The sequence below is a fragment of the Proteus sp. G2674 genome, assembly GCF_009915195.1.
GTDB lineage: Bacteria > Pseudomonadota > Gammaproteobacteria > Enterobacterales > Enterobacteriaceae > Proteus > Proteus mirabilis.
Map to the genome: position 1 here is coordinate 73,571 of NZ_JAABLS010000042.1, position 19,367 is coordinate 92,937.

The 19,367-nt window shown below is 40.5% G+C and carries 15 protein-coding genes; 2 read left to right on the top strand and 13 right to left on the bottom strand.

Annotation, left to right across the window (positions count from 1 at the left end; all coding sequences use genetic code 11):
• Nucleotide 1: 1 nt before the first annotated feature.
• The 3 genes from menH to GWI58_RS17090 form a co-directional block, all read right to left on the bottom strand.
• Nucleotides 2-769, bottom strand: coding sequence for a 2-succinyl-6-hydroxy-2,4-cyclohexadiene-1-carboxylate synthase (menH, locus tag GWI58_RS17080; RefSeq protein ID WP_161769414.1), 768 nt, complete (start codon nucleotides 767-769; stop codon nucleotides 2-4).
• Complete coding sequence (menD, locus tag GWI58_RS17085) at nucleotides 753-2,438, bottom strand: 2-succinyl-5-enolpyruvyl-6-hydroxy-3-cyclohexene-1-carboxylic-acid synthase (protein ID WP_161769415.1); 1,686 nt, start codon at nucleotides 2,436-2,438, stop codon at nucleotides 753-755. The genes menH and menD overlap by 17 nt, the downstream gene beginning before the upstream one ends.
• A gap of 342 nt (nucleotides 2,439-2,780) precedes the next feature.
• The gene (locus GWI58_RS17090) at nucleotides 2,781-4,109 is read right to left on the bottom strand and encodes an isochorismate synthase (protein ID WP_161769416.1); all 1,329 of its coding nucleotides are present in this window, start codon (nucleotides 4,107-4,109) and stop codon (nucleotides 2,781-2,783) included.
• 211 nt (nucleotides 4,110-4,320) lie between these two features.
• On the opposite strand from GWI58_RS17090, the gene GWI58_RS17095 reads away from it, so the two are divergent.
• Both GWI58_RS17095 and GWI58_RS17100 read left to right on the top strand, forming a co-directional pair.
• On the top strand, nucleotides 4,321-5,532 hold the full coding sequence (locus tag GWI58_RS17095) for an alpha-xenorhabdolysin family binary toxin subunit A (RefSeq protein WP_161769417.1): 1,212 nt from the start codon (nucleotides 4,321-4,323) through the stop codon (nucleotides 5,530-5,532).
• Nucleotides 5,533-5,546: 14 nt separating this feature from the next.
• The gene (locus GWI58_RS17100) at nucleotides 5,547-6,554 is read left to right on the top strand and encodes an alpha-xenorhabdolysin family binary toxin subunit B (protein WP_161769418.1); all 1,008 of its coding nucleotides are present in this window, start codon (nucleotides 5,547-5,549) and stop codon (nucleotides 6,552-6,554) included.
• Nucleotides 6,555-7,439: 885 nt separating this feature from the next.
• On the opposite strand, the gene nuoN is transcribed toward GWI58_RS17100, so the two are convergent.
• The 10 genes from nuoN to nuoE all read right to left on the bottom strand — a co-directional run bounded on the left by nuoN (nucleotide 7,440) and on the right by nuoE (nucleotide 19,367).
• Nucleotides 7,440-8,909 carry an NADH-quinone oxidoreductase subunit NuoN gene (gene nuoN / locus GWI58_RS17110; RefSeq protein WP_004243680.1) on the bottom strand — a complete coding sequence of 490 codons (1,470 nt, stop codon included), beginning with the start codon at nucleotides 8,907-8,909 and terminating at the stop codon, nucleotides 7,440-7,442.
• A 6-nt stretch (nucleotides 8,910-8,915) separates the two neighbouring features.
• Entirely contained in the window at nucleotides 8,916-10,445 is a 1,530-nt protein-coding gene (gene nuoM, locus GWI58_RS17115) for an NADH-quinone oxidoreductase subunit M (RefSeq protein ID WP_004243685.1), read from the bottom strand.
• Nucleotides 10,446-10,464: 19 nt separating this feature from the next.
• Nucleotides 10,465-12,300 carry an NADH-quinone oxidoreductase subunit L gene (nuoL, locus tag GWI58_RS17120; protein WP_161769419.1) on the bottom strand — a complete coding sequence of 612 codons (1,836 nt, stop codon included), beginning with the start codon at nucleotides 12,298-12,300 and terminating at the stop codon, nucleotides 10,465-10,467.
• Nucleotides 12,297-12,599, bottom strand: a complete 303-nt coding sequence (nuoK, locus tag GWI58_RS17125; RefSeq protein WP_004243687.1) for an NADH-quinone oxidoreductase subunit NuoK — start codon at nucleotides 12,597-12,599, stop codon at nucleotides 12,297-12,299. Before nuoK ends, nuoL begins: the two co-directional genes overlap by 4 nt.
• Nucleotides 12,596-13,129 carry an NADH-quinone oxidoreductase subunit J gene (gene nuoJ, locus GWI58_RS17130; RefSeq protein ID WP_004243688.1) on the bottom strand — a complete coding sequence of 178 codons (534 nt, stop codon included), beginning with the start codon at nucleotides 13,127-13,129 and terminating at the stop codon, nucleotides 12,596-12,598. The genes nuoK and nuoJ overlap by 4 nt, the downstream gene beginning before the upstream one ends.
• A gap of 12 nt (nucleotides 13,130-13,141) precedes the next feature.
• A complete protein-coding gene (gene nuoI, locus GWI58_RS17135; RefSeq protein ID WP_004243689.1) occupies nucleotides 13,142-13,684 on the bottom strand; it encodes an NADH-quinone oxidoreductase subunit NuoI in 543 nt (180 codons plus the stop codon).
• Nucleotides 13,685-13,697: 13 nt separating this feature from the next.
• Nucleotides 13,698-14,675, bottom strand: coding sequence for an NADH-quinone oxidoreductase subunit NuoH (gene nuoH, locus GWI58_RS17140; protein WP_004243690.1), 978 nt, complete (start codon nucleotides 14,673-14,675; stop codon nucleotides 13,698-13,700).
• Nucleotides 14,675-17,398: an NADH-quinone oxidoreductase subunit NuoG gene (gene nuoG / locus GWI58_RS17145; RefSeq protein WP_172409593.1), complete on the bottom strand. Its 2,724-nt coding sequence runs from the start codon at nucleotides 17,396-17,398 to the stop codon at nucleotides 14,675-14,677. The genes nuoH and nuoG overlap by 1 nt, the downstream gene beginning before the upstream one ends.
• 62 nt (nucleotides 17,399-17,460) lie before the next feature.
• Nucleotides 17,461-18,825: an NADH-quinone oxidoreductase subunit NuoF gene (gene nuoF, locus GWI58_RS17150; protein WP_004243692.1), complete on the bottom strand. Its 1,365-nt coding sequence runs from the start codon at nucleotides 18,823-18,825 to the stop codon at nucleotides 17,461-17,463.
• The gene (gene nuoE / locus GWI58_RS17155) at nucleotides 18,822-19,367 is read right to left on the bottom strand and encodes an NADH-quinone oxidoreductase subunit NuoE (protein ID WP_004243693.1); all 546 of its coding nucleotides are present in this window, start codon (nucleotides 19,365-19,367) and stop codon (nucleotides 18,822-18,824) included. Before nuoE ends, nuoF begins: the two co-directional genes overlap by 4 nt.

Sequence of the window (19,367 nt, forward strand, 5' to 3'; positions counted from 1 at the left end):
TTTAACCAAAGAGGGATAATACATGGTTTATCACCGCAGCATAAGCATCAGGCTGTGCCTGATGGGCATTATGACCAGCTTGCGGGATAGTCGTTAATGGCAGCGAATATTGCTGCGCTATTGATTGAAATTTTTTATCTTGCTCACCACACAACCAAATAAAGGGTAAGGTGAGTTGTTGTAATTCTGCAACTAACCAAGGCTGATGGCCTAAAGAGAGTGTTTCTAAACTTTCCGCAATACAAAAACCTGCATTACTACTGCGTTTTTCAACTAATAACTGACGCGTTTCATCGCTTAAATCAGCAAATACAGGCTGTTGATACCATTGCGTTAATACATCATTAATAGGTTCATTGCGAAAACGCGCGGCCCAACGTTTATCATGTGCAATACGGTTTTGTCTTTCTATTGCATCATATAAACCTGGGTTTCCCCCTTCAACAATCAATCCCATTAATCCCGATTTTTCACCAAAACATGCGTGATACATCGCAATTCTGCCACCTAAAGAGTAACCAATCAGCCAGTAATGATTAATATCGTATTCTTTTAAAGTGTCATGGAGTAATGCACTCATCTCGACAAAATTATTTACCCCAATAGAGGCAGAGTTACCATGACGGGGCAAATCAATCACGAGTGAGGGATATTCATGGCAAGCCTTAATGACGGTCTCCCACTCATGACTGTCTCCTAATAGTCCATGCAACCAAACTAACCATGGCCCTTCGTTATGCGTGTTATATTGCCTACAAGCTAAAGTCATAAGCGGTTACCTGTTTTACCAACTGATTTAAGGTTTCAGCACCCTCAGTTTCATTGACAATCAATTCAATTAATGTTGTTTTGGCTTCCCCTTGCCAACATGCAGTCACTGTAGTAAACAGATCATCCCAACAGTTTGGTGCAACATAATCTAAACCAAACATGGCAGCAGCATGTTTAAAATTTAAAGCATGGGACATACAGTAAAAACGCTCTCGCTCTGCTATAGGCGTCGGTAACATAGAGAATATCTGCCCACCATTGTTATTGACGATAATCACCACATTTGGGGCATAGACTTGTTGATGTAGTGCCAAACTATTTAAATCATATAATGCCGATAAATCACCCAAGATAGTTAACGTCGGTTTTTGAGTGGCTCGATGAACACCTGCTGAGGTTGAAAGCAATCCATCAATGCCACTAGCACCACGATTACTCATAACAGGATAGCCCTGTGGCAATTGTGCAAAAGCATCAATTAAGCGCACAATTAAACTATTGCCAACAAAAAGCTGGCCATTGTGAGGAAGTAGATGATCTAACTGATGAGCAACTTGTGCTTCACCAAAATAGTCTGTTACTTCAGTAACATGTTGATAAGTTTGTGTAGCAATATGACTTAATGACAACGCCCAAGGTAAATTATCAATAGCAGGATGTGCCGTTAACCATTGACTCGGGGATAAGGTAAACTTCTCCCCTTGATGATGCCCCGGATCTAAACGTCCCGGAATAGCATCAATCACCCAATACATTTGCGGTGAGCAATTCGCTTGCCATTGTAATAAGCGTTTGCCTGTTAAACTGGAGCCAAATTGGATCACTATTTCTGCTTGGTTTAATTCAGCCTTCACTTGTGGATTATTTAGCCATAAGTCAGCACAAGGTAGTGGTTGTCCAGTTTGTGATAACACATCACCTAACAGAGGCCATCCCAATTGTGAGGCCCATTTGGCAACGGCAATCCCCTCTTTCGCACTGATACGTCCAGCAATAACGACCCCTTTTTTCTGACGTAGTCGATCCCATTGAGGGTGTGTAGTCACAGAGGGAGAAAGCGTTTCTTGTAACCAAGGTTTATCACTTTGCCACCACTTTCCTAATGCTTGTGTCCATGGTGTGTCATGCTCTATATCATCACCATATAATGGCTCTGAAAAAGGGCAGTTTACATGCAAAGCACCATGCACAAGATTATTCATGGCATTATCTAATGTAGAAACCAGCCAACGAGCAGGAATATCTGCTGTAGGGCGTGGTAAAGAGAGTGTTTCTGAGGGATGACTGGCAAAAATACCTTGTTGGCGTATAGCCTGATTGGCGCCACAATTAATCAGTTCAGGCGGTCTATCTGCCGTGAGAAAGATCACCCGTTCACCAGTAAGTCCCGCTTCAATTAAAGCGGGGTATAAGTTTGCCACTGCGGTACCTGAGGTGACAATCACTGCAACAGGCTGTTGAGTGGCTTTTGCCAAACCTAATGCTAAGTGACCTAAACCACGCTCATCGAAATGCGTATGACAAATAAGTTTATGATTGGCGGCTGCCGCAAGCGTTAAAGGCGTTGAACGTGATCCGGGTGCGATACAGATATGACGTAAACCATGACGAGTCAAAGTTTCCAGTATAACTTTAGCCCATTGGCGATTAAACGAACTATTAGACATTGATCATCCCAATAACGAAAACCTGCAATGACTATTATAATATCTGTTCCTAAATACTTTTCCTTAGCCTAGTTCAATGAACAGAAGTTTTCGTTAAATAAATCGTGAAAAAGAACTCTGATAAGAGTGTATTATTTAAGCTAAAGTACTTATCTTTTTAGGCTTAATTTTTTATCGTTAACAAAAAGATAGCAATAACACTAGCTAGTACAAGAATAACATTAATTTATTAACAAGATGCAGTGACGAGTTGAAAGTAGCACTAAATGGCATCCTAATCAGTACTACTTATCAACACCTAGTTTATATATTATGAGAGCCATTGGATAAACTGCAAAGAATTCAACACTCTTTTTCTAATAAAGTGCGTAAACCTGCTGCTTTATTTTCAATTTCAGCCCACTCTTGCAAAGGATCAGATCCCGCAACCACCCCTGCGCCCGCATAAAGCGTTAATGCATCATCATGCAATTCACCGCAACGCAGGCTAACCGCAAATTCGGCATGAGGCAAAGACAAATAGCCCGCAGAGCCAGCATACCAACGGCGTTCAAAAGGTTCATGTTGACGAATAAAAGTGCGCGCAATAGAGCGCGGTAAGCCACAAACAGCCGCGGTAGGTTGTAAACGCTGTAAACAATCCACATCATCAGCATGGATAAGTTTACCGTGGATATAGCGACGCAGATGTTGCACTTTACGTAAGCGGATCACATCTGCTGACGACACATCAATCCCTTCTATCCCACCTTGTAATCGCTGACAAATATCATCAACTACCACCAGATTTTCATGTTGATTTTTTTTATCGTTCATTAGCCAATCAGCAAATGCTCTGGCTTGTTGTTCATTATCAGAACTTGCCACAGTGCCCGCTAACGCTTCGGTATAAAGCACAAATTCATCGCGTTTATACAATCTTTCTGGTGATGAGCCCATAAAAGCATCAGTAGGTGAAAAAGCCAGCATATAATGATAACAATGATGATTAACATCTCGACTTGCTTTCATAAATTGAATAGCTTTTAACGGATTATCTAAGCTTAAGCAGGTTGCCCGTGCAGGTACTACTTTTTCAAATACACCTTGATTGATTTCCTCTAAAGCAATGTTAAGATAGTCAGCCCATTGCTGTTGCGTTAACGAGTGCTCTACAGATGTTACTTTGACAGATAAAGGTGCAATATTCAGTGCATTTTTAAGTGAGCGAATAAAAGCAAGCGCACTTTGCTTATCTTCTTCTGCCAATAAATTAATATGGATCGACAGTTGTTGCTGACGTCTTATCTCGATGCGAGGTAAAAAAAGGTAAGCATCATCCCCCTTTTCTTTATCAATACGCCCTGGAATAATGGTATCCCACGCGTTTAATCCCCAAATACGCACATCATCAGCATGCAATGAATGCCGATGTGTTGCTAAAAATCGATGAGCGTCACGGATATGATTAAAGCACTTAACTTGTCCACAAGCGGCTACTTCTTCGCTTTCATCACGATGTTGCCAATAAAATTGCGGGTAATACGTTTGTGCTGCTAGCCATGAAAGTAAGGAAAATGACACCTCTGATGGCAAGATAACTTTCAAATGTAAAAGATCATCTTGTGCTGTCAGATTTATATTTTTAACTTTTTCGTACAGTGTCGAAAACACAGGATTAACCTTTTCCACTCTAAATACCTACTACTAATGAAAAGAAAGATTATACGTCTCTATAAGAATTATCAAAGTGCTGATTAATTATAACCTTTGTCATTTATCAAACTTTTGTTGTTTTCATGTTACAAAGGAGAAGCATTGACCAGATAATCACAAATGGAAAACAGATCACTTCTAAATTATGCCTTAATCATAACAAATAATTATACATAAGAGAGGTTATATGGATACAACCACCCTTGATCATATAGATAAAGTGATTGAACAATACCAACTTCCCGAAGTCACTCTTAGCTTAATTCTAGGTAAAAATATCGATCATGGACGTAGTGCAGGTATTTTTACACCTTATGATCTTAATAAAATCAAATCTTATATTGATAAAGTATTAAAATTACCTTATCAAAAAGACACTATTATTGAATTATTAGGCTATGAAGATATTAACATTTCCCAAATATCAGCTGAAACTATTCAAACCCTCTTCTTAAATATGAGAACACATGCCTTTGAATGGCAAAAAATTGAATACTCAGTAAAACAGCAAGCTATTGATTTAGAGATCACCGGTAGAGAAATCACGAGTACAGGTGAGCAACTATTGGCATTTATTAATAAAATGCCAATTATAAAAAAAATAAATAGGAAAATTGAAGATATCACACCAGAAGAACTCAGTTCAATAAAATATTCAACACAAGATAAAAAAGTGTCTAAGCAACTTGTTGCCATTTTAGAAAGCATGAAAAATGATATTAATGAGCAATATAATAATACCTTAAAAATAAAAAACATGATTTATGATTTTAGAATAGAAATTGTGGGAGGTGAAAATAGTAAAGGTAATATATGTCATTCAATTTATTATGATATCATTAATAAAAAGAAATATATTAATGATTTTTTTGATAATAGTGATGACTCACTAAATGAACAGAGAATTTTATTAGAAAATGAAATTGAAATATTAAAAAAAGAGTATCAACACTTCGTGAAACTCGCCTTTACGGGGTTAGCATTCGGTATTATTGGTGTGATCATTACTGGAGGGATATTTGGTTCAAAAGCTGAAAAAATCCGTAAAAAAAGAAATGAAACAATAGAGAAACTACATAATATCAATAAAGGAATAAAACAACAATCAACTATTTCTGAGTGTTTACAACGTTTTCAAGTCGATTTAGACGAAATAGAACAATATATTGAAGATGCTGATATGTCTGTGGAGCATCTTCTTTATATGTGGCAAACAATTTTAACTGAAATTAATACTTCATTAATTAATTTTAAAAAAATTGATAATGCAATGGAGTTAATTAGATTTAGTATTTATTTAGAAAAAATCATTGCACCTTGGTATATGGTGGTCGGTTACTCAAAGGAAATGATGGCGGTATTTGATGAAGCTTTATCCTCTTTTTATTCATCTAAATAACAAAAGGAAATGTTATGAATAGCGTAACTTCGCAATTACAGGAATTTGATTGCAATCAATTTTTCCATACTATTAAATCAATTAGAAAAATAACTTCTGAACTATTTGAACATGATAATATCTTAAATCATAATCTTATTACCATATCAATAAACAATAATAAAATTTACGATGAAATAATTATTTTCTCTATTCTGCTAAAAAGCCGGCTAAACCAGAAATTGTTAACCGGGATATTTAAAAATATTAATGAAATTAATCATGCAATGGCTGATAGAGCGTTGACACAGCAATTATCAGAAAAACTGCTCCAAGAGAAAATGTTTATTGAGCAGTTATTTAAAGATGAATTAACTGAATCTATAGAAATTATAGAAAAGCACATCAGTTTTATTAATGATAAAAAACAGCTCTTAACAACCACCACTATTATTAGTGAAATAGATAAATTAATTAGAAATAAAGAAGAAATATCTATTGAAATCAATGAGAAAATTGCCAAGCAAAAGTTATCGATTAATGAAATTAAAGAACAACTCGATATAATTACTAAAAGTGAAGATATTATTTATAATAAAAATATCCTCGATTTTTTTACCTCTCACCTGCCAAGTAAACAGACAATTTCTAAACTGCAGTTGGCTTCTTCAGAAAAAGATATTCTCTCTGTTTTTATCGATCTGCTAAAGCAATTTTTTACCCATCTGGAGAAAGGGTTTTCTTACCAAAAACTGGTAGAGACACGTCATACTCTTATTGATAACTATTTGATACAAATAAAAAATCTAACCAAACTAGAACAGAAAAAACAAGCTCTCTTATTTACCCTAAGTCGTTATTATGCAGTCACAGAAATCAATCAATATATTGATATGTTAAATCAACAATTATCGCTATTAGAGCAGTATTGGCATACATTAATAGAGCAACTGATACAATTAAAACGCAATCTTTCTGAGGCAAAAACCGTGCTCTCACCTCATCTTGTATTCCTTAATCACTTTTCACACCATTATCAATAATATTTTCACTAGCCAGACATCATAACCCCCTTAAAACAGGGGGGTATGATTGGTATAGTAGATATAGAGCCGTTCAATATAATCTGGTGCATTCACTTTTTTATTTTAAAACGGAAAGTGTAATCCAGTATATATGCAATGATAGGAATAATAAAAATGAAGTGTATAACATAGGATATAAATAAAAAATCAGTAACCATTACTGAAGTATATTTATAATTAATAACTTGATATCCATTAAAATACCAAACAATCATATTGATTATATAGGGAATTAATAAATATATGATAAAACGGAATTTTTTATCAAAATTAATTTTTTTAATGAAAAATAGTGTGATTAAAGCAAGAGCTATCAGATAAGAAAAAAACGAATATGATAATATTTTCTGTATTTCAATAACTATTTTAGAGTTTACAGAATAGGGATAAAGTTTAAAGAAAAACTCATGAACTGTTTCTAAGTAAAAAACAACAATACTTATAAATAGTGATATTAATGTGATAAAAAAACTAGATTTAATAAGCACCAGATATCCCTCTTCCCTCCACGTGTAGAGTAGTATAGATCAATTCTGTTCATAAATTAGTTCTATTATTTTTCCGCTTGAGCTCTAAGTACTACAAATTCAATTATCTGAATGTTGGGATCATTCCACAATTGAAACAACAGTGAATAAGATCATCTTCAGGAACAAGTTTATCAAGGGGAATTGTTGCGAACAAAAATTGCTGGGGGAAGGTATTCTTTTAACATATTGGTTAGCTCACTATTTGTACTAACCTGAGTAGATCAAACTTCTAACTAAAAGCGAGGACTTTTCCGTAGTTTGAAGAGCCTGATAAAATATCAGGCTCTTTATCATAACAACGGGCAGATAAAAATTAATTTATCGCAGGTGCAATAATTGCAAAACGTGTCAGCTCAATCAATGGTTGTGGCCATACACCTAATACAATCACGATAATGGCGCAAACTAAAGTAATTAATGTTGCCATATTTTGTGATGTGGTCGTAACCGCTGGAGCATTATCGTTATCTGGTTTACGTAAGAAAACGATAGCTGCAGCACGTAGATAGTAGAATAAACCTATCGCACTACCTAACACTACCATGCCTGTTAACCACCACAAACTTGAATCAATACCGGCAAGAATAACATACAGTTTACCAATAAAGCCTAATGTTATTGGTACCCCTGCCAGTGATAGCATCATTAATGACATCACGATGGCAGCTACAGGACGACGCCAGAAAAGCCCTCGATAATCTTCAAGAGACTCTAATTCACCTTTATTGTACGGGCTAGAAGCCACAGCAATCGCACCAAATGCACCTAAACTTGCAAAGAGATAACCTGCTAAATAAATCTCAGCGGTTTCTTGTGCCAGTATAGGGCTATATTGCAAGACAATTAATGCAACCAGTAAATAACCAAGGTGAGAGACAGAAGAGTAACCGAGTAAACGTTTTACGTTCTTCTGAGTCAGCGCCATGATATTACCAAACAGGATAGAGGCAATAGCCATAAAGCCTAAGATCATGCGTAATGTTTCGCTATCCGCCGCCGGTGCTTCAAGGAATAAGCGCATCACTACCGCAAAAATACCAATCTTGCTCGCTGTCGCTAAAAATGCACCTGTTGGTGCTGGTGCACCTTGGTATACATCCGGTGTCCATAATTGGAATGGGAATAAAGAGAGCTTAAAACCAATTCCCACTAACATCATGCCTAACCCAGCAAGTACTAATGGTTTATGGATATTGCTATCACTTAAACTTTGCCCCATCGCCGTAAAGGAGAGATTTCCTGCTTCAGCATAAAGTAGTGCCATACCAAATAACAAGAAAGAAGAGGCCGCCGCAGAAAGCAGCATATATTTAATGCTCGCTTCCAGTGAAGGACGTTGTTGGAAAGCATAACCAATCAGACCAAATAACGGCAATGTTAATAACTCAATACCAATAAACATTGACGCCAAGTGGTGCGCAGAAGAGAGTAAAATACCGCCAATGACAGCAATCGCCACCAGCATATAAAACTCTTCTTTATTATCTTGATAGCCTTCCAACCAAGGATAAGCAAAAGCAACCGTGCCTAAACCAGCAATAATAGTTAATGCCGTGAAAAAGCTGGAATAACCATCTACATGGTAGAGGGTGGTCACATCAACTACGCCTAATGCATTAACGTAGTAAAGTGATCCGAGAGCGATGATAAAACCAGTTGCTGTCAAGGTGGCAATAGTAAAGTGATCGCGTCGCCACGCAATGGACAGCATCACAACCACCACCGTCAAGATGACGACTAACAGCGGTAGCATTGCGATCAATTGTTCAGGAGTTATTGTCATGGCGAATTACAGCCTTACTGTTGAAAGAGAAGCGGAATACCAAGTCTGGAGATTTTCCATTGCTGATATCGAAGTATCTAATACTGGTTGTGGGAAGAAGCCCAAAATAACCAATAAAACCACCAAGATAAACAGGATCAAAAATTCTCTCAGATTTAACCCTTTATAGGTTCTTTCTGCTGTTTTCGGTGAACCATAGTAAGCCTGTTGCATCATCCACAAAGCGTAGACAGAAGCAAAAACTAACCCAAAGACCGAAATAATAGTGATCAGCTTAAAGTGGCCATAAGTACCAAATAGGATCATAAACTCACCAACAAAGTTACCTGTTCCTGGCATACCTAAAGAGGCAACCGCAAAGAACAGTGAAAATGCTGGTAAGAAACGGATGCTTTTCCACAATCCACCCATTTGATTCATATCACGCGTACCTAAACGCTCATACAGCATGCCACACATGATAAACAGACCGGCAGCAGACAAACCATTGGTGATCATTTGAATAATCGCACCTTGGTAAGCCAAAACAGAGCCAGCATAAATCGCAATCACGATAAAGCCCATGTGAGAAATACTACTGTAAGCGGCCAGACGTTTAATATCCGTTTGACGGAATGCTAACAGTGCAGCGTAGAATACGGTGATTAAGCCTAACCACATCGCAACAGGTGCCAGTAATGCAGACGCTTCTGGGAATAACGGTAAGTTAAAACGTAATAAACCGTAAGCGGCTGTTTTTAGCAAAATACCTGATAAGTCAACAGAGCCCGCCGTTGGTGCTTCTGCATGTGCATCAGCTAGCCAGCCATGAACGGGGACAATTGGCATTTTTACTGCGAATGCAGCAAAGAAGCCAAGCATCAGAATAAATTGCAGTTCACTACCTAATAAGGTGTGCGCTTGTAGTAAGGTGTCATAATTAAACGTCCAAATACCTGTTTTGCTGTAAAAAGCGACAGCTAAACCGATAATGGCCAGCAACATTAACAAGCCACTCGCCTGTGTATAAATAAAGAACTTAGTTGCTGCACTAACATGTTTTTCATCGCTACTTCCTTTATGTCCCCAAAGAGAGATAAGGAAATACATTGGGATCAACATCATTTCCCAAAAGAAGAAGAATAAGAACAAGTCAGTCGCTAAGAATACCCCCATAACACCTGCTAAGATCCACAGCAGGTTGAAATGGAAAGCCCCTTGAGATGGTTGATTTTCGCTCCATGAAGAGAGCACCGCTAAAATACCTAAAATAGCAGTTAATACCACCATCAATAATGACATGCCATCAAGTGCAAACTGAATATTAATCCCCAAAGCAGGGATCCACGGTACAAAGTAAAACTCTGTCCAGCGAGGTGCACCATCAACACTAATCAGTTGATAGTCACCTTGCAACCACAGTTGCACAGAAATAACGAGTGTTAATCCCATCGTCAGCAACGCAACCCAGCGAGGAACTTGCGAGCCGATTCGTTCAGCCTGCCAACTTAGCAGGCCACCGATGAAGGGAATAAGTATTAGCCAGGGTAATAACATGGCGCAATGTGTCCCTTAATTAAACCAGAAGCAGCAGAGCGATAACCAGCACTGCACCTAAACCGAGAGAAGCCGCATACCAACGCGCTAATCCGTTTTCACTGAAACTCAAGCCTTTATTGGCGCCTTTAAAGAGACAACCAAAGAGATTAAAGAATTGGTTAACAGGATCATTTTGGATAAGCCATGCCGCACCTTTATAAGGTTTGACAAACAGCACCTCATACAGTGCATCAAATCCCCATGCGTGGAACCACCATGTTGAGAAGAAACGCCCTGTTTTGGTATTTGCCACCTGAGAAACAAGTTGACGCTGTTTCAGGTATAACCATGCTGCAATGGCAACGCCTACAATCGCTACCACACCAGAAAGGATTTCTAATACATACTTACCTTCATGAGTAACGGTGCTTTCTGGGAAAACATCGCCTAACGGTTGGGTAATTAACGCCCCAATAAAGGTTGATAACAACGCTAATACCGCTAATGGGAAAGTATGAGTGAAGCCTTTAACTTGGTGTGCTTCGGTTTTGGTTTCACCATGGAATACGATGAAAATTAAACGGAAGGTATAAAGTGACGTAAAGAATGCGCCAATTAAACCTGCTAACATTAAATTGAAATGTCCGTTTGCGTACGCACCCCATAAGATTTCATCTTTACTGAAGAACCCTGCTGTTAACAGTGGTAATGCCGCTAAGGCACCTCCGCCAATTAAAAAGCATGCATAAACAAATGGGATCTTCTTACGTAACCCGCCCATCTTAAAGATATTCTGTTCATGATGGCAGGCAATAATCACTGAACCTGCAGATAAGAACAGTAATGCTTTAAAGAACGCGTGAGTCATTAAGTGGAAAATTGCGCCATCCCATGCTTGAGCACCCAACGCCAAGAACATATAACCAATTTGACTCATGGTTGAGTAAGCAAGAATACGCTTGATATCGGTTTGTACTAAAGCCGCAAAGCCCGCTAATACTAATGTCACTGCACCAACGATACCGACTAATTCTAAGATATCAGGTGCCATTAAGAATAGCGCATTACTACGAGCAACTAAGTACACACCAGCGGTAACCATGGTGGCGGCGTGGATCAACGCAGAAACAGGTGTTGGACCGGCCATCGCATCCGCTAACCAAGTTTGTAATGGCAGTTGTGCTGATTTACCTACCGCACCCCCTAAGACCATTAACATTGCCCAGTTAATGATGCTTGATCCTGCGGTCAGTTGTTCAGGAGCCAGTACCGCCATTTCGCGGAAACTTAGCGTACCTAATTGATCAAACAGGATAAACATACCGATAGCTAAGAAGACATCACCAATACGGGTAACAATAAATGCTTTCATTGCTGCCGCGCCATTAGCTGGGTTGTTATAGTAGAAACCAATTAATAAGTAACTACATAAACCAACCCCTTCCCAACCCATATACATCAGCATCATATTATCAGCCAATACTAAAACAACCATACTCGCGATAAATAAGTTGGTATAAGCAAAGAAGCGAGAATATCCTTCTTCACCACGCATATACCAAGATGCATACATATGAATAAGAAAACCAACGCCAGTGATAACACCTAGCATGGTTAATGATAGGCCATCAAGCACCAACGTAAATGGGATAGTAAAGTTCCCCGCTGACATCCAAGTCCAGAGTGTTAAGACTTCTGTTTCTTGTCCGTGAGCAAAGAAATCTATCCCCACCCAAAGTGCCACTAAAGCTGATAAACCAACAGCGCCCGTGCCAATCCATGCTGATACATTTTCAGACCAACGACCACCTGAGAATGCGAGCAGTAAAAATCCCAGCAGTGGTAGCACAAAGGTTAAATAGAGTATATTCATCCGCGCATCTCACTGACTGTATCAATATTGAGGTTTTGGCGATGACGATGAAGTTGTAATAACAATGCCAAGCCAATACTTGCCTCTGCCGCTGCCAAACTGATTGCCAGAATATACATAATCTGACCATCTGTTTGACCCCAATAGCTACCACCAACCACAAAGGCTAGCGCAGCTGAATTAATCATAATTTCGAGTCCGATCAACATAAATAACAGGTTGCGGCGAAGTACTAAGCAAGTAAAACCTAACACAAATAGTACCGCAGCCAAGATCAAACCATGTTGAAGAGGTATCATTTTGGCTCCCCTACTTTTTCGTTTTCGACGAGATCGTCATGGCTCTGATCACGACCGATGTGATAAGCAACAATTAATCCTGACAATAAGAGAACGGATGCTAACTCAACAGCCAGAATATAAGGCCCAAATAAGCTAATACCGACTTCTTTCGCCCCAATAATCTCGCCACTAATCTCACCATGAGTGACACTACTAATTGCATAAACCAATACAATTAACAGTACCAGAGACAAAATCGCCGGCCCTATCCAAAATCTAGGCTGTAACCATTTTCTCTCTTGCTCAACGACCGATTTTCCTAAGTTAAGCATCATCACAACGAATACGAATAACACCATAATCGCGCCGGCGTAAACGATGATCTCTAAAGCACCTGCAAAATAGGCGCCTAACGAGAAGAACACCACTGAAAGGCCAATTAATGAAACAATCAGATACAGCAGTGCGTGTACCGGATTGGTATGCGTTATTACTCTCAAAGTGGCAAGGATTGAAATCAGTCCTGCAATATAAAATGCAAATTCCATGAATATCGCTCCTTACGGTAACAGGCTTTTGACATCGATAGGTTTCGCTTCATCATCTGCTTCACCTTTATCTTTGCCATTAATCGCCATACCTGTTTTACGGTAAAAGTTATATTCAGGATATTTACCAGGCCCTGAAATTAATAAATCGTCTTTTTCATAAACCAGATCTTGACGCTTAAATTCACCCATTTCGAAATCAGGGGTTAATTGTAGAGCCGTTGTTGGACATGCTTCTTCACATAAGCCACAAAAGATACAACGCGAAAAGTTGATACGGAAAAACTCAGGATACCAACGACCATCTTCATGTTCTGCTTTTTGTAATGAGATACAACCAACAGGGCACACCGCTGCGCACAAGTTACAAGCAACACAACGCTCTTCACCATCAGGATCACGGGTCAATACAATACGTCCACGATAACGCGGTGCAACATTGACAGGTTCTTCCGGGTACATCTGCGTTTCGCGTTTGGCAAAGGCGTGTAAGCCAATCATCCAAATGCTGCGTACCTGGGTGCCGAAACCAGTCACTAACTCTTTTAAAGTCATGGTTCAATCACCCTTATTGAGCGTTGTAGAGGATCACTGCAGCAGTGACCAACAGATTGATTAAAGTTAACGGTAAGCAGATCTTCCAACCAAAAGCCATCACTTGGTCATAACGCGGACGCGGTAATGATGCACGGATCAGAATAAACATCATCATGAAGAATCCTGTTTTCAGTGCAAACCAAACGAATGACGGTAAGAAAGGACCTTGCCAACCACCGAAGAATAACGTCACTATTAAGCCAGAAACGGCAACGATACCGATATATTCACCGACAAAGAACAGACCGAATTTCATACCGGAATATTCAATGTGATAACCATCCGCCAACTCTTGCTCTGCTTCAGGTTGGTCAAAAGGATGACGGTGACAAACGGCAACGCCAGCAATCGCAAAGGTAATAAAGCCAAAGAATTGTGGGATAATGTTCCACATATGGGCTTGCGAATTGACAATATCCGTTAAGTTAAACGAACCCGCTTGTGCCACAACACCTAAAATAGAAAGTCCTAAGAAAACCTCATAACTAACTGTTTGTGCTGAAGCACGCATTGCACCTAATAACGAATATTTATTGTTACTTGACCAGCCAGCAAATAAAACGGCATACACCGCTAAACCCGCTACCATCAAGAAAAATAAAATACCGATGTTTAAATCAGCCACAACCCAGGTTGAGCTAACTGGCACAATAGCAAATGACAATAATAAGGAAGAAAAGGCAATCACTGGTGCTATGGTAAAGATAAAGCGATCAGCAAATTTTGGGATCCAGTCCTCTTTAAAGAACATTTTGATCATATCCGCAATTAACTGTGCTGAACCTGCATAACCTACACGGTTAGGCCCATAACGGTTTTGGAATAATCCCAGTAGACGACGCTCCCCCATACTCATAAAAGCACCACAAGTGACAACCACCAGCAAGATCACCACGGCTTTTAAAACAGTGAGTAAAATCTCTGTAACTTCAGGAGATAACCAGCTCATTATGCAATACCCCGCAGTTGACGAACCGATACACCCACCAGTGATGGCGAAATGCCAGCCATCCCTAACGGAAGGCCAATTTGACCTCGGGTTAAGTGAGCACTGATTTTCACAGGTAAGGTGAATTCACGACCTTCGTAAGTAAACATCGCTTGTTGACCTTGAGATAATGCTAATGCGATGGCATCAGATTCACTCACGGTTAAATAAGCGTTGTCCATACGTTGTTGGATCACTTGTGAACGTTGCGATAACTCTTCGCTACCAAACAGACGATAGTAAGGAGCTACAACCCATTGATTTTCAACTAGGTTAAAGGCTGGTGGAATATCAGTGAAATAACCTAATGTGTTATCACTACATTCGATTAAGCGTACACCCGGATCACCAAAACGTAAGCTTCCCCCGACTTCAGACTGGAACTTATTCCATGCTTGTGGTGAGTTCCAACCCGGTGCCCATGCAAATGGAATTTGCTGGCGAGGAGCCGTTGGACTGTTGTTTCCTTCCATAGAGAAAGCAAATGGGCTATCAATATCTTTCGGTTGACGCTGTTCATGTACTGAAACATTTGCCAACATGGAAGTACGACCACTATAACGATGCGGTTCGCGGGCTAATTTTTGACCACGAATACGGAATGATGCATTAGGTGCCGCATTCACAATACCGGCAAATTGCGGTAGACGCGTTGCACATAGCTCAATCACATGATCTAACTGCGTCCAGTCAAGATTACCTTCATGCCATTGTGAATCAACAGCACTTAGCCAACGCCAGCTTTCATGCATCACCACTTCTTTGTTATAGAAAGAAGGTTCAAACACTTGGAAGTAACGTTGCGCTCTGCCCTCTTGACTCACCATAGTGCCATCACTTTCAGCAAAGGAGGAAGCAGGTAACACAAGGTGTGCTTTTTCCATGATCTCAGTTTGCTGATGGTCAATCACAATTAGGTGATCCACTTTAGCAATCGCGTCATCAATGACGTCGGCGGCAAAATGGCGATACAAGTCGTTTTCCATCACAATAGCGCTATCTGCTTGACCACTACGCATCACTTTCAATGCGTCATCCAGTGGTTTCGCTTTCATCATCGCCAGCCCCATGCTATTGGCATCATCTGCCACATAAGAGAGACCAACTTCGCTCCCCTTGGCTTTTAAGGCAAAAGCGATATTAGCAGCCGCTTTGATAACTTCTTCGCTACCGGCATGACTACCACTAATAATTAACGGTTTTTTCGCTTGCGATAAGGCTTGAACAATCATGTCAATCTGTTTATTCAACGCTTCATCTAAGCCATCAACCGCAGGGGCTTCACCATTAATATGATGAGCAATGGCAAAACCTAAACGCGCTTGTTCAACCACCGGCGCACGATAACTCCAAGCGGCAACATCATCCAGACGAGTTTCATCAACATGGGTGACAAATAGTGGATATTTCGCCCGTTGACCGATATTCATGATGGCGGCAATTTGCCAATCAGCCACTTTTTGTGCGGCTGCCATCTCACGTGCTTTACCTTTTACGGCTTGACGTACTGACAGTGCCATACGAGCACCTGTCTGTGTTAAGTCTTCACCTAATACCAGTACTGCGTCATAGTCTTCAATCTCACGGAGAGATGGAGTATAAACGCCACCTTTTTGTAAAATATCCAGCATTAAGGTCAAGCGAGCCTGCTCGGCAGCCGAAATACCACTATAGAAATTTTCAGCACCAACCACTTCACGTAAAGCAAAGTTGCTTTCAATACTGGCTCGTGGTGAGCCGATACCGACAACACGTTGCCCTTTCTTCAGCATTTCTGCAGCGGCTTGCGTTGCTTGTGTTGCACTGATTTCAAGCCAGTTACTGCCTAAACGTTTTTTAGGTTGACGAGGTCTACTCGCTAAATTGACATAACCGTAGCCAAAACGACCACGATCACAAAGGAAGTAACGGTTTACTGTACCGTTATAACGGTTTTCAATACGACGCAATTCACCATAGCGCTCACCTGGGCTGATATTGCAACCCATGCTACAACCTTGGCAAATACTTGGGGCAAACTGCATATCCCACTTACGGTTATAACGTGATGAGTGAGTTTTGTCAGTAAAGACACCCGTTGGACAAATCTCAACTAAGTTACCTGAGAATTCGCTCTCTAATGTGCCATCTTCAACCCGTCCAAAGAACACGTTGTTATGTGCACCAAAGACACCCAGATCAGTGCCATCAGCATAATCTTTGTAGTAACGAACACAGCGGTAACAAGCAATACAGCGGTTCATTTCATGAGAAATAAACGGCCCTAACTCTTGATTTCTATGTGTACGCTTAGTAAAGCGATAGCGACGCATAGTATGACCTGTCATAACGGTCATATCTTGAAGGTGGCAGTTTCCCCCTTCTTCACAAACAGGACAATCGTGAGGATGGTTAGTCATATACCATTCAACAACGCTTTCGCGGAATTTTTTCGCTTCTTCGTCATCAATTGAGATAAACGTGCCATCAGCCGCAGGTGTCATACAAGACATTACCAAACGACCGCGGGTATCCTCAGCATTTTGATACTGCTTAACCGCACACTGGCGGCAAGCGCCAACGCTTCCCAGCGCTGGGTGCCAGCAAAAATAAGGAATATCTAAGCCTAAATTAAGACAGGCTTCTAACAGGTTATCAGCCCCGTTAACTTCATATTCTTTGCCGTCTACATGAATCGTAGCCATAGTCAGCATGCTTCCCAAAGGCCTGCATTGCAGGCGTTAAACCTAGAATGTATCGTGAAAAACTACCAGCGGCTTTTCAGCAAATTAGGCTGAATACCACGGATAAGATTGGCATTGGTATAGTCTTCTTGAATAATGCCAGCCTCAAATTCTTCACGGAAATATTTGATTGCGCTTTGTAAAGGCTCTACTGCCCCTGGTGCGTGAGCACAGAATGTGTGCCCTGGGCTTAAAGAGCGGCAGAGGTGCTCAAGAGTCTCAATATCACCAGGACGACCTTGACCTTTTTCTATCGCGCGTAATATTTCGACACTCCATGGCAAGCCATCACGACAAGGTGTACACCAGCCACAAGATTCGCGCGCAAAGAACTCTTCCAAGTTACGGGTTAATGAAACCATGTTAATTTCATTATCTACCGCCATCGCCAACGCAGTACCTAAACGGCTACCAGCTTTGGCGATCGTGCCAAAATCCATAGGGAGATCGAGATGATCTTCTGTTAAGAAATCTGTTCCTGCACCACCGGGTTGCCAAGCTTTTAATTTCAGCCCATCACGCATCCCCCCCGCATAATCTTCTAAGATTTCACGAGCTGTAGTACCAAAAGGTAATTCCCATAAGCCTGGATATTTCACGCGACCAGAGAATCCCATTAATTTAGTACCTGCATCTGGACTTTTACCGGCGCTTAAACCGATATACCAATCTTTGCCATGCTCAATAATCGCGGGTACGTTACACAGCGTTTCAACGTTATTCACGCAGGTAGGTTTTCCCCAAGCACCGGAGGTTGCAGGGAATGGCGGTTTCGAGCGAGGGTTAGCACGACGACCTTCCAGTGAGTTGATCAGTGCTGTTTCTTCACCACAGATATAACGACCTGCTCCTGTGTGAACAAATAGCTCAAAATCGATACCAGAGCCGAAGATATTTTTGCCTAAAAAACCCGCTGCTTTGGCTTCTTCAATAGCATGACGCAGGTGCTTAGCCGCTTCAATATATTCACCACGTAGGAAAATATAACCACGATAAGCTTTCAGTGCATGCGCACCGATAATCATCCCTTCGATTAACAGATGTGGCAGTTCTTCCATTAACAGGCGGTCTTTATAGGTTCCCGGCTCCATTTCATCTGCATTACAAAGGATGTAACGGATATTCATACTTTCATCTTTTGGCATCAGGCTCCATTTCAAGCCTGTTGAGAATCCAGCACCACCACGTCCTTTTAAGCCTGCATCTTTAACTTCAGAGGTCACCTCATCGGGTGCCATGCTTTTTAATGCTTTTTCTGCCGCTTTATAACCGTTTTTTGCACGGTATTCATCCAGCCATACTGGCTGACGATCATCACGTAAGCGCCACGTTAGCGGATGCGTTTCTGCGCTACGAATAATCGGTTTTGCTCCTGAAATTGCTGTCATGGATACTGCTCCAGTAACGTTTCAATCTCTTCAGGTTTAACAAAACTGTGAGTATCGTCATCTACCATCATAGTAGGACCTTTGTCACAGTTACCTAAACAACAGGTTGGCAGTAAGGTAAAACGACCATCTGGTGTTGTTTGGCCAGGAAGGATATTGAGGTGCTTCTCAATAGCTGCCTGAATGCCTTGATAACCTGTAATATGGCAAACCACACTGTCACAAAAACGTATAATGTGACGACCGACGGGTTGGCGGAAAATTTGACTATAAAAGGTTGCTACCCCTTCTACATCGCTAGCCGGTATACCGAGCACATCGGCAATAGCATAGATAGCACCGTCTTCAACCCAACCTCGATTTTTTTGCACTATTTTCAGCGCTTCAATCGATGCAGCACGGGGATCTTCATAGTGATGTTTTTCTTGTTCAATTTCAGCACGCTCTTCTTGCGTTAAAACAAACGTGTTTTTCTTTGAATGAGTTACATCAACGATTTCAATCTTCGCGGCATCCTCTTTATGGTTTAATTCATTTTGCAT

Excerpts from the sequence above, each read along its gene's own strand:
- menH (WP_161769414.1), bottom strand. The coding sequence starts at position 769 with ATGACTTTAGCTTGTAGGCAATATAACACGCATAACGAAGGGCCATGG.
- menD (WP_161769415.1), bottom strand. The coding sequence starts at position 2,438 with ATGTCTAATAGTTCGTTTAATCGCCAATGGGCTAAAGTTATACTGGAA.
- GWI58_RS17095 (WP_161769417.1), top strand. The coding sequence starts at position 4,321 with ATGGATACAACCACCCTTGATCATATAGATAAAGTGATTGAACAATAC.
- GWI58_RS17100 (WP_161769418.1), top strand. The coding sequence starts at position 5,547 with ATGAATAGCGTAACTTCGCAATTACAGGAATTTGATTGCAATCAATTT.
- nuoN (WP_004243680.1), bottom strand. The coding sequence starts at position 8,909 with ATGACAATAACTCCTGAACAATTGATCGCAATGCTACCGCTGTTAGTC.
- nuoM (WP_004243685.1), bottom strand. The coding sequence starts at position 10,445 with ATGTTATTACCCTGGCTAATACTTATTCCCTTCATCGGTGGCCTGCTA.
- nuoL (WP_161769419.1), bottom strand. The coding sequence starts at position 12,300 with ATGAATATACTCTATTTAACCTTTGTGCTACCACTGCTGGGATTTTTA.
- nuoK (WP_004243687.1), bottom strand. The coding sequence starts at position 12,599 with ATGATACCTCTTCAACATGGTTTGATCTTGGCTGCGGTACTATTTGTG.
- nuoJ (WP_004243688.1), bottom strand. The coding sequence starts at position 13,129 with ATGGAATTTGCATTTTATATTGCAGGACTGATTTCAATCCTTGCCACT.
- nuoI (WP_004243689.1), bottom strand. The coding sequence starts at position 13,684 with ATGACTTTAAAAGAGTTAGTGACTGGTTTCGGCACCCAGGTACGCAGC.
- nuoH (WP_004243690.1), bottom strand. The coding sequence starts at position 14,675 with ATGAGCTGGTTATCTCCTGAAGTTACAGAGATTTTACTCACTGTTTTA.
- nuoG (WP_172409593.1), bottom strand. The coding sequence starts at position 17,398 with ATGGCTACGATTCATGTAGACGGCAAAGAATATGAAGTTAACGGGGCT.
- nuoF (WP_004243692.1), bottom strand. The coding sequence starts at position 18,825 with ATGACAGCAATTTCAGGAGCAAAACCGATTATTCGTAGCGCAGAAACG.
- nuoE (WP_004243693.1), bottom strand. The coding sequence starts at position 19,367 with ATGCAAAATGAATTAAACCATAAAGAGGATGCCGCGAAGATTGAAATC.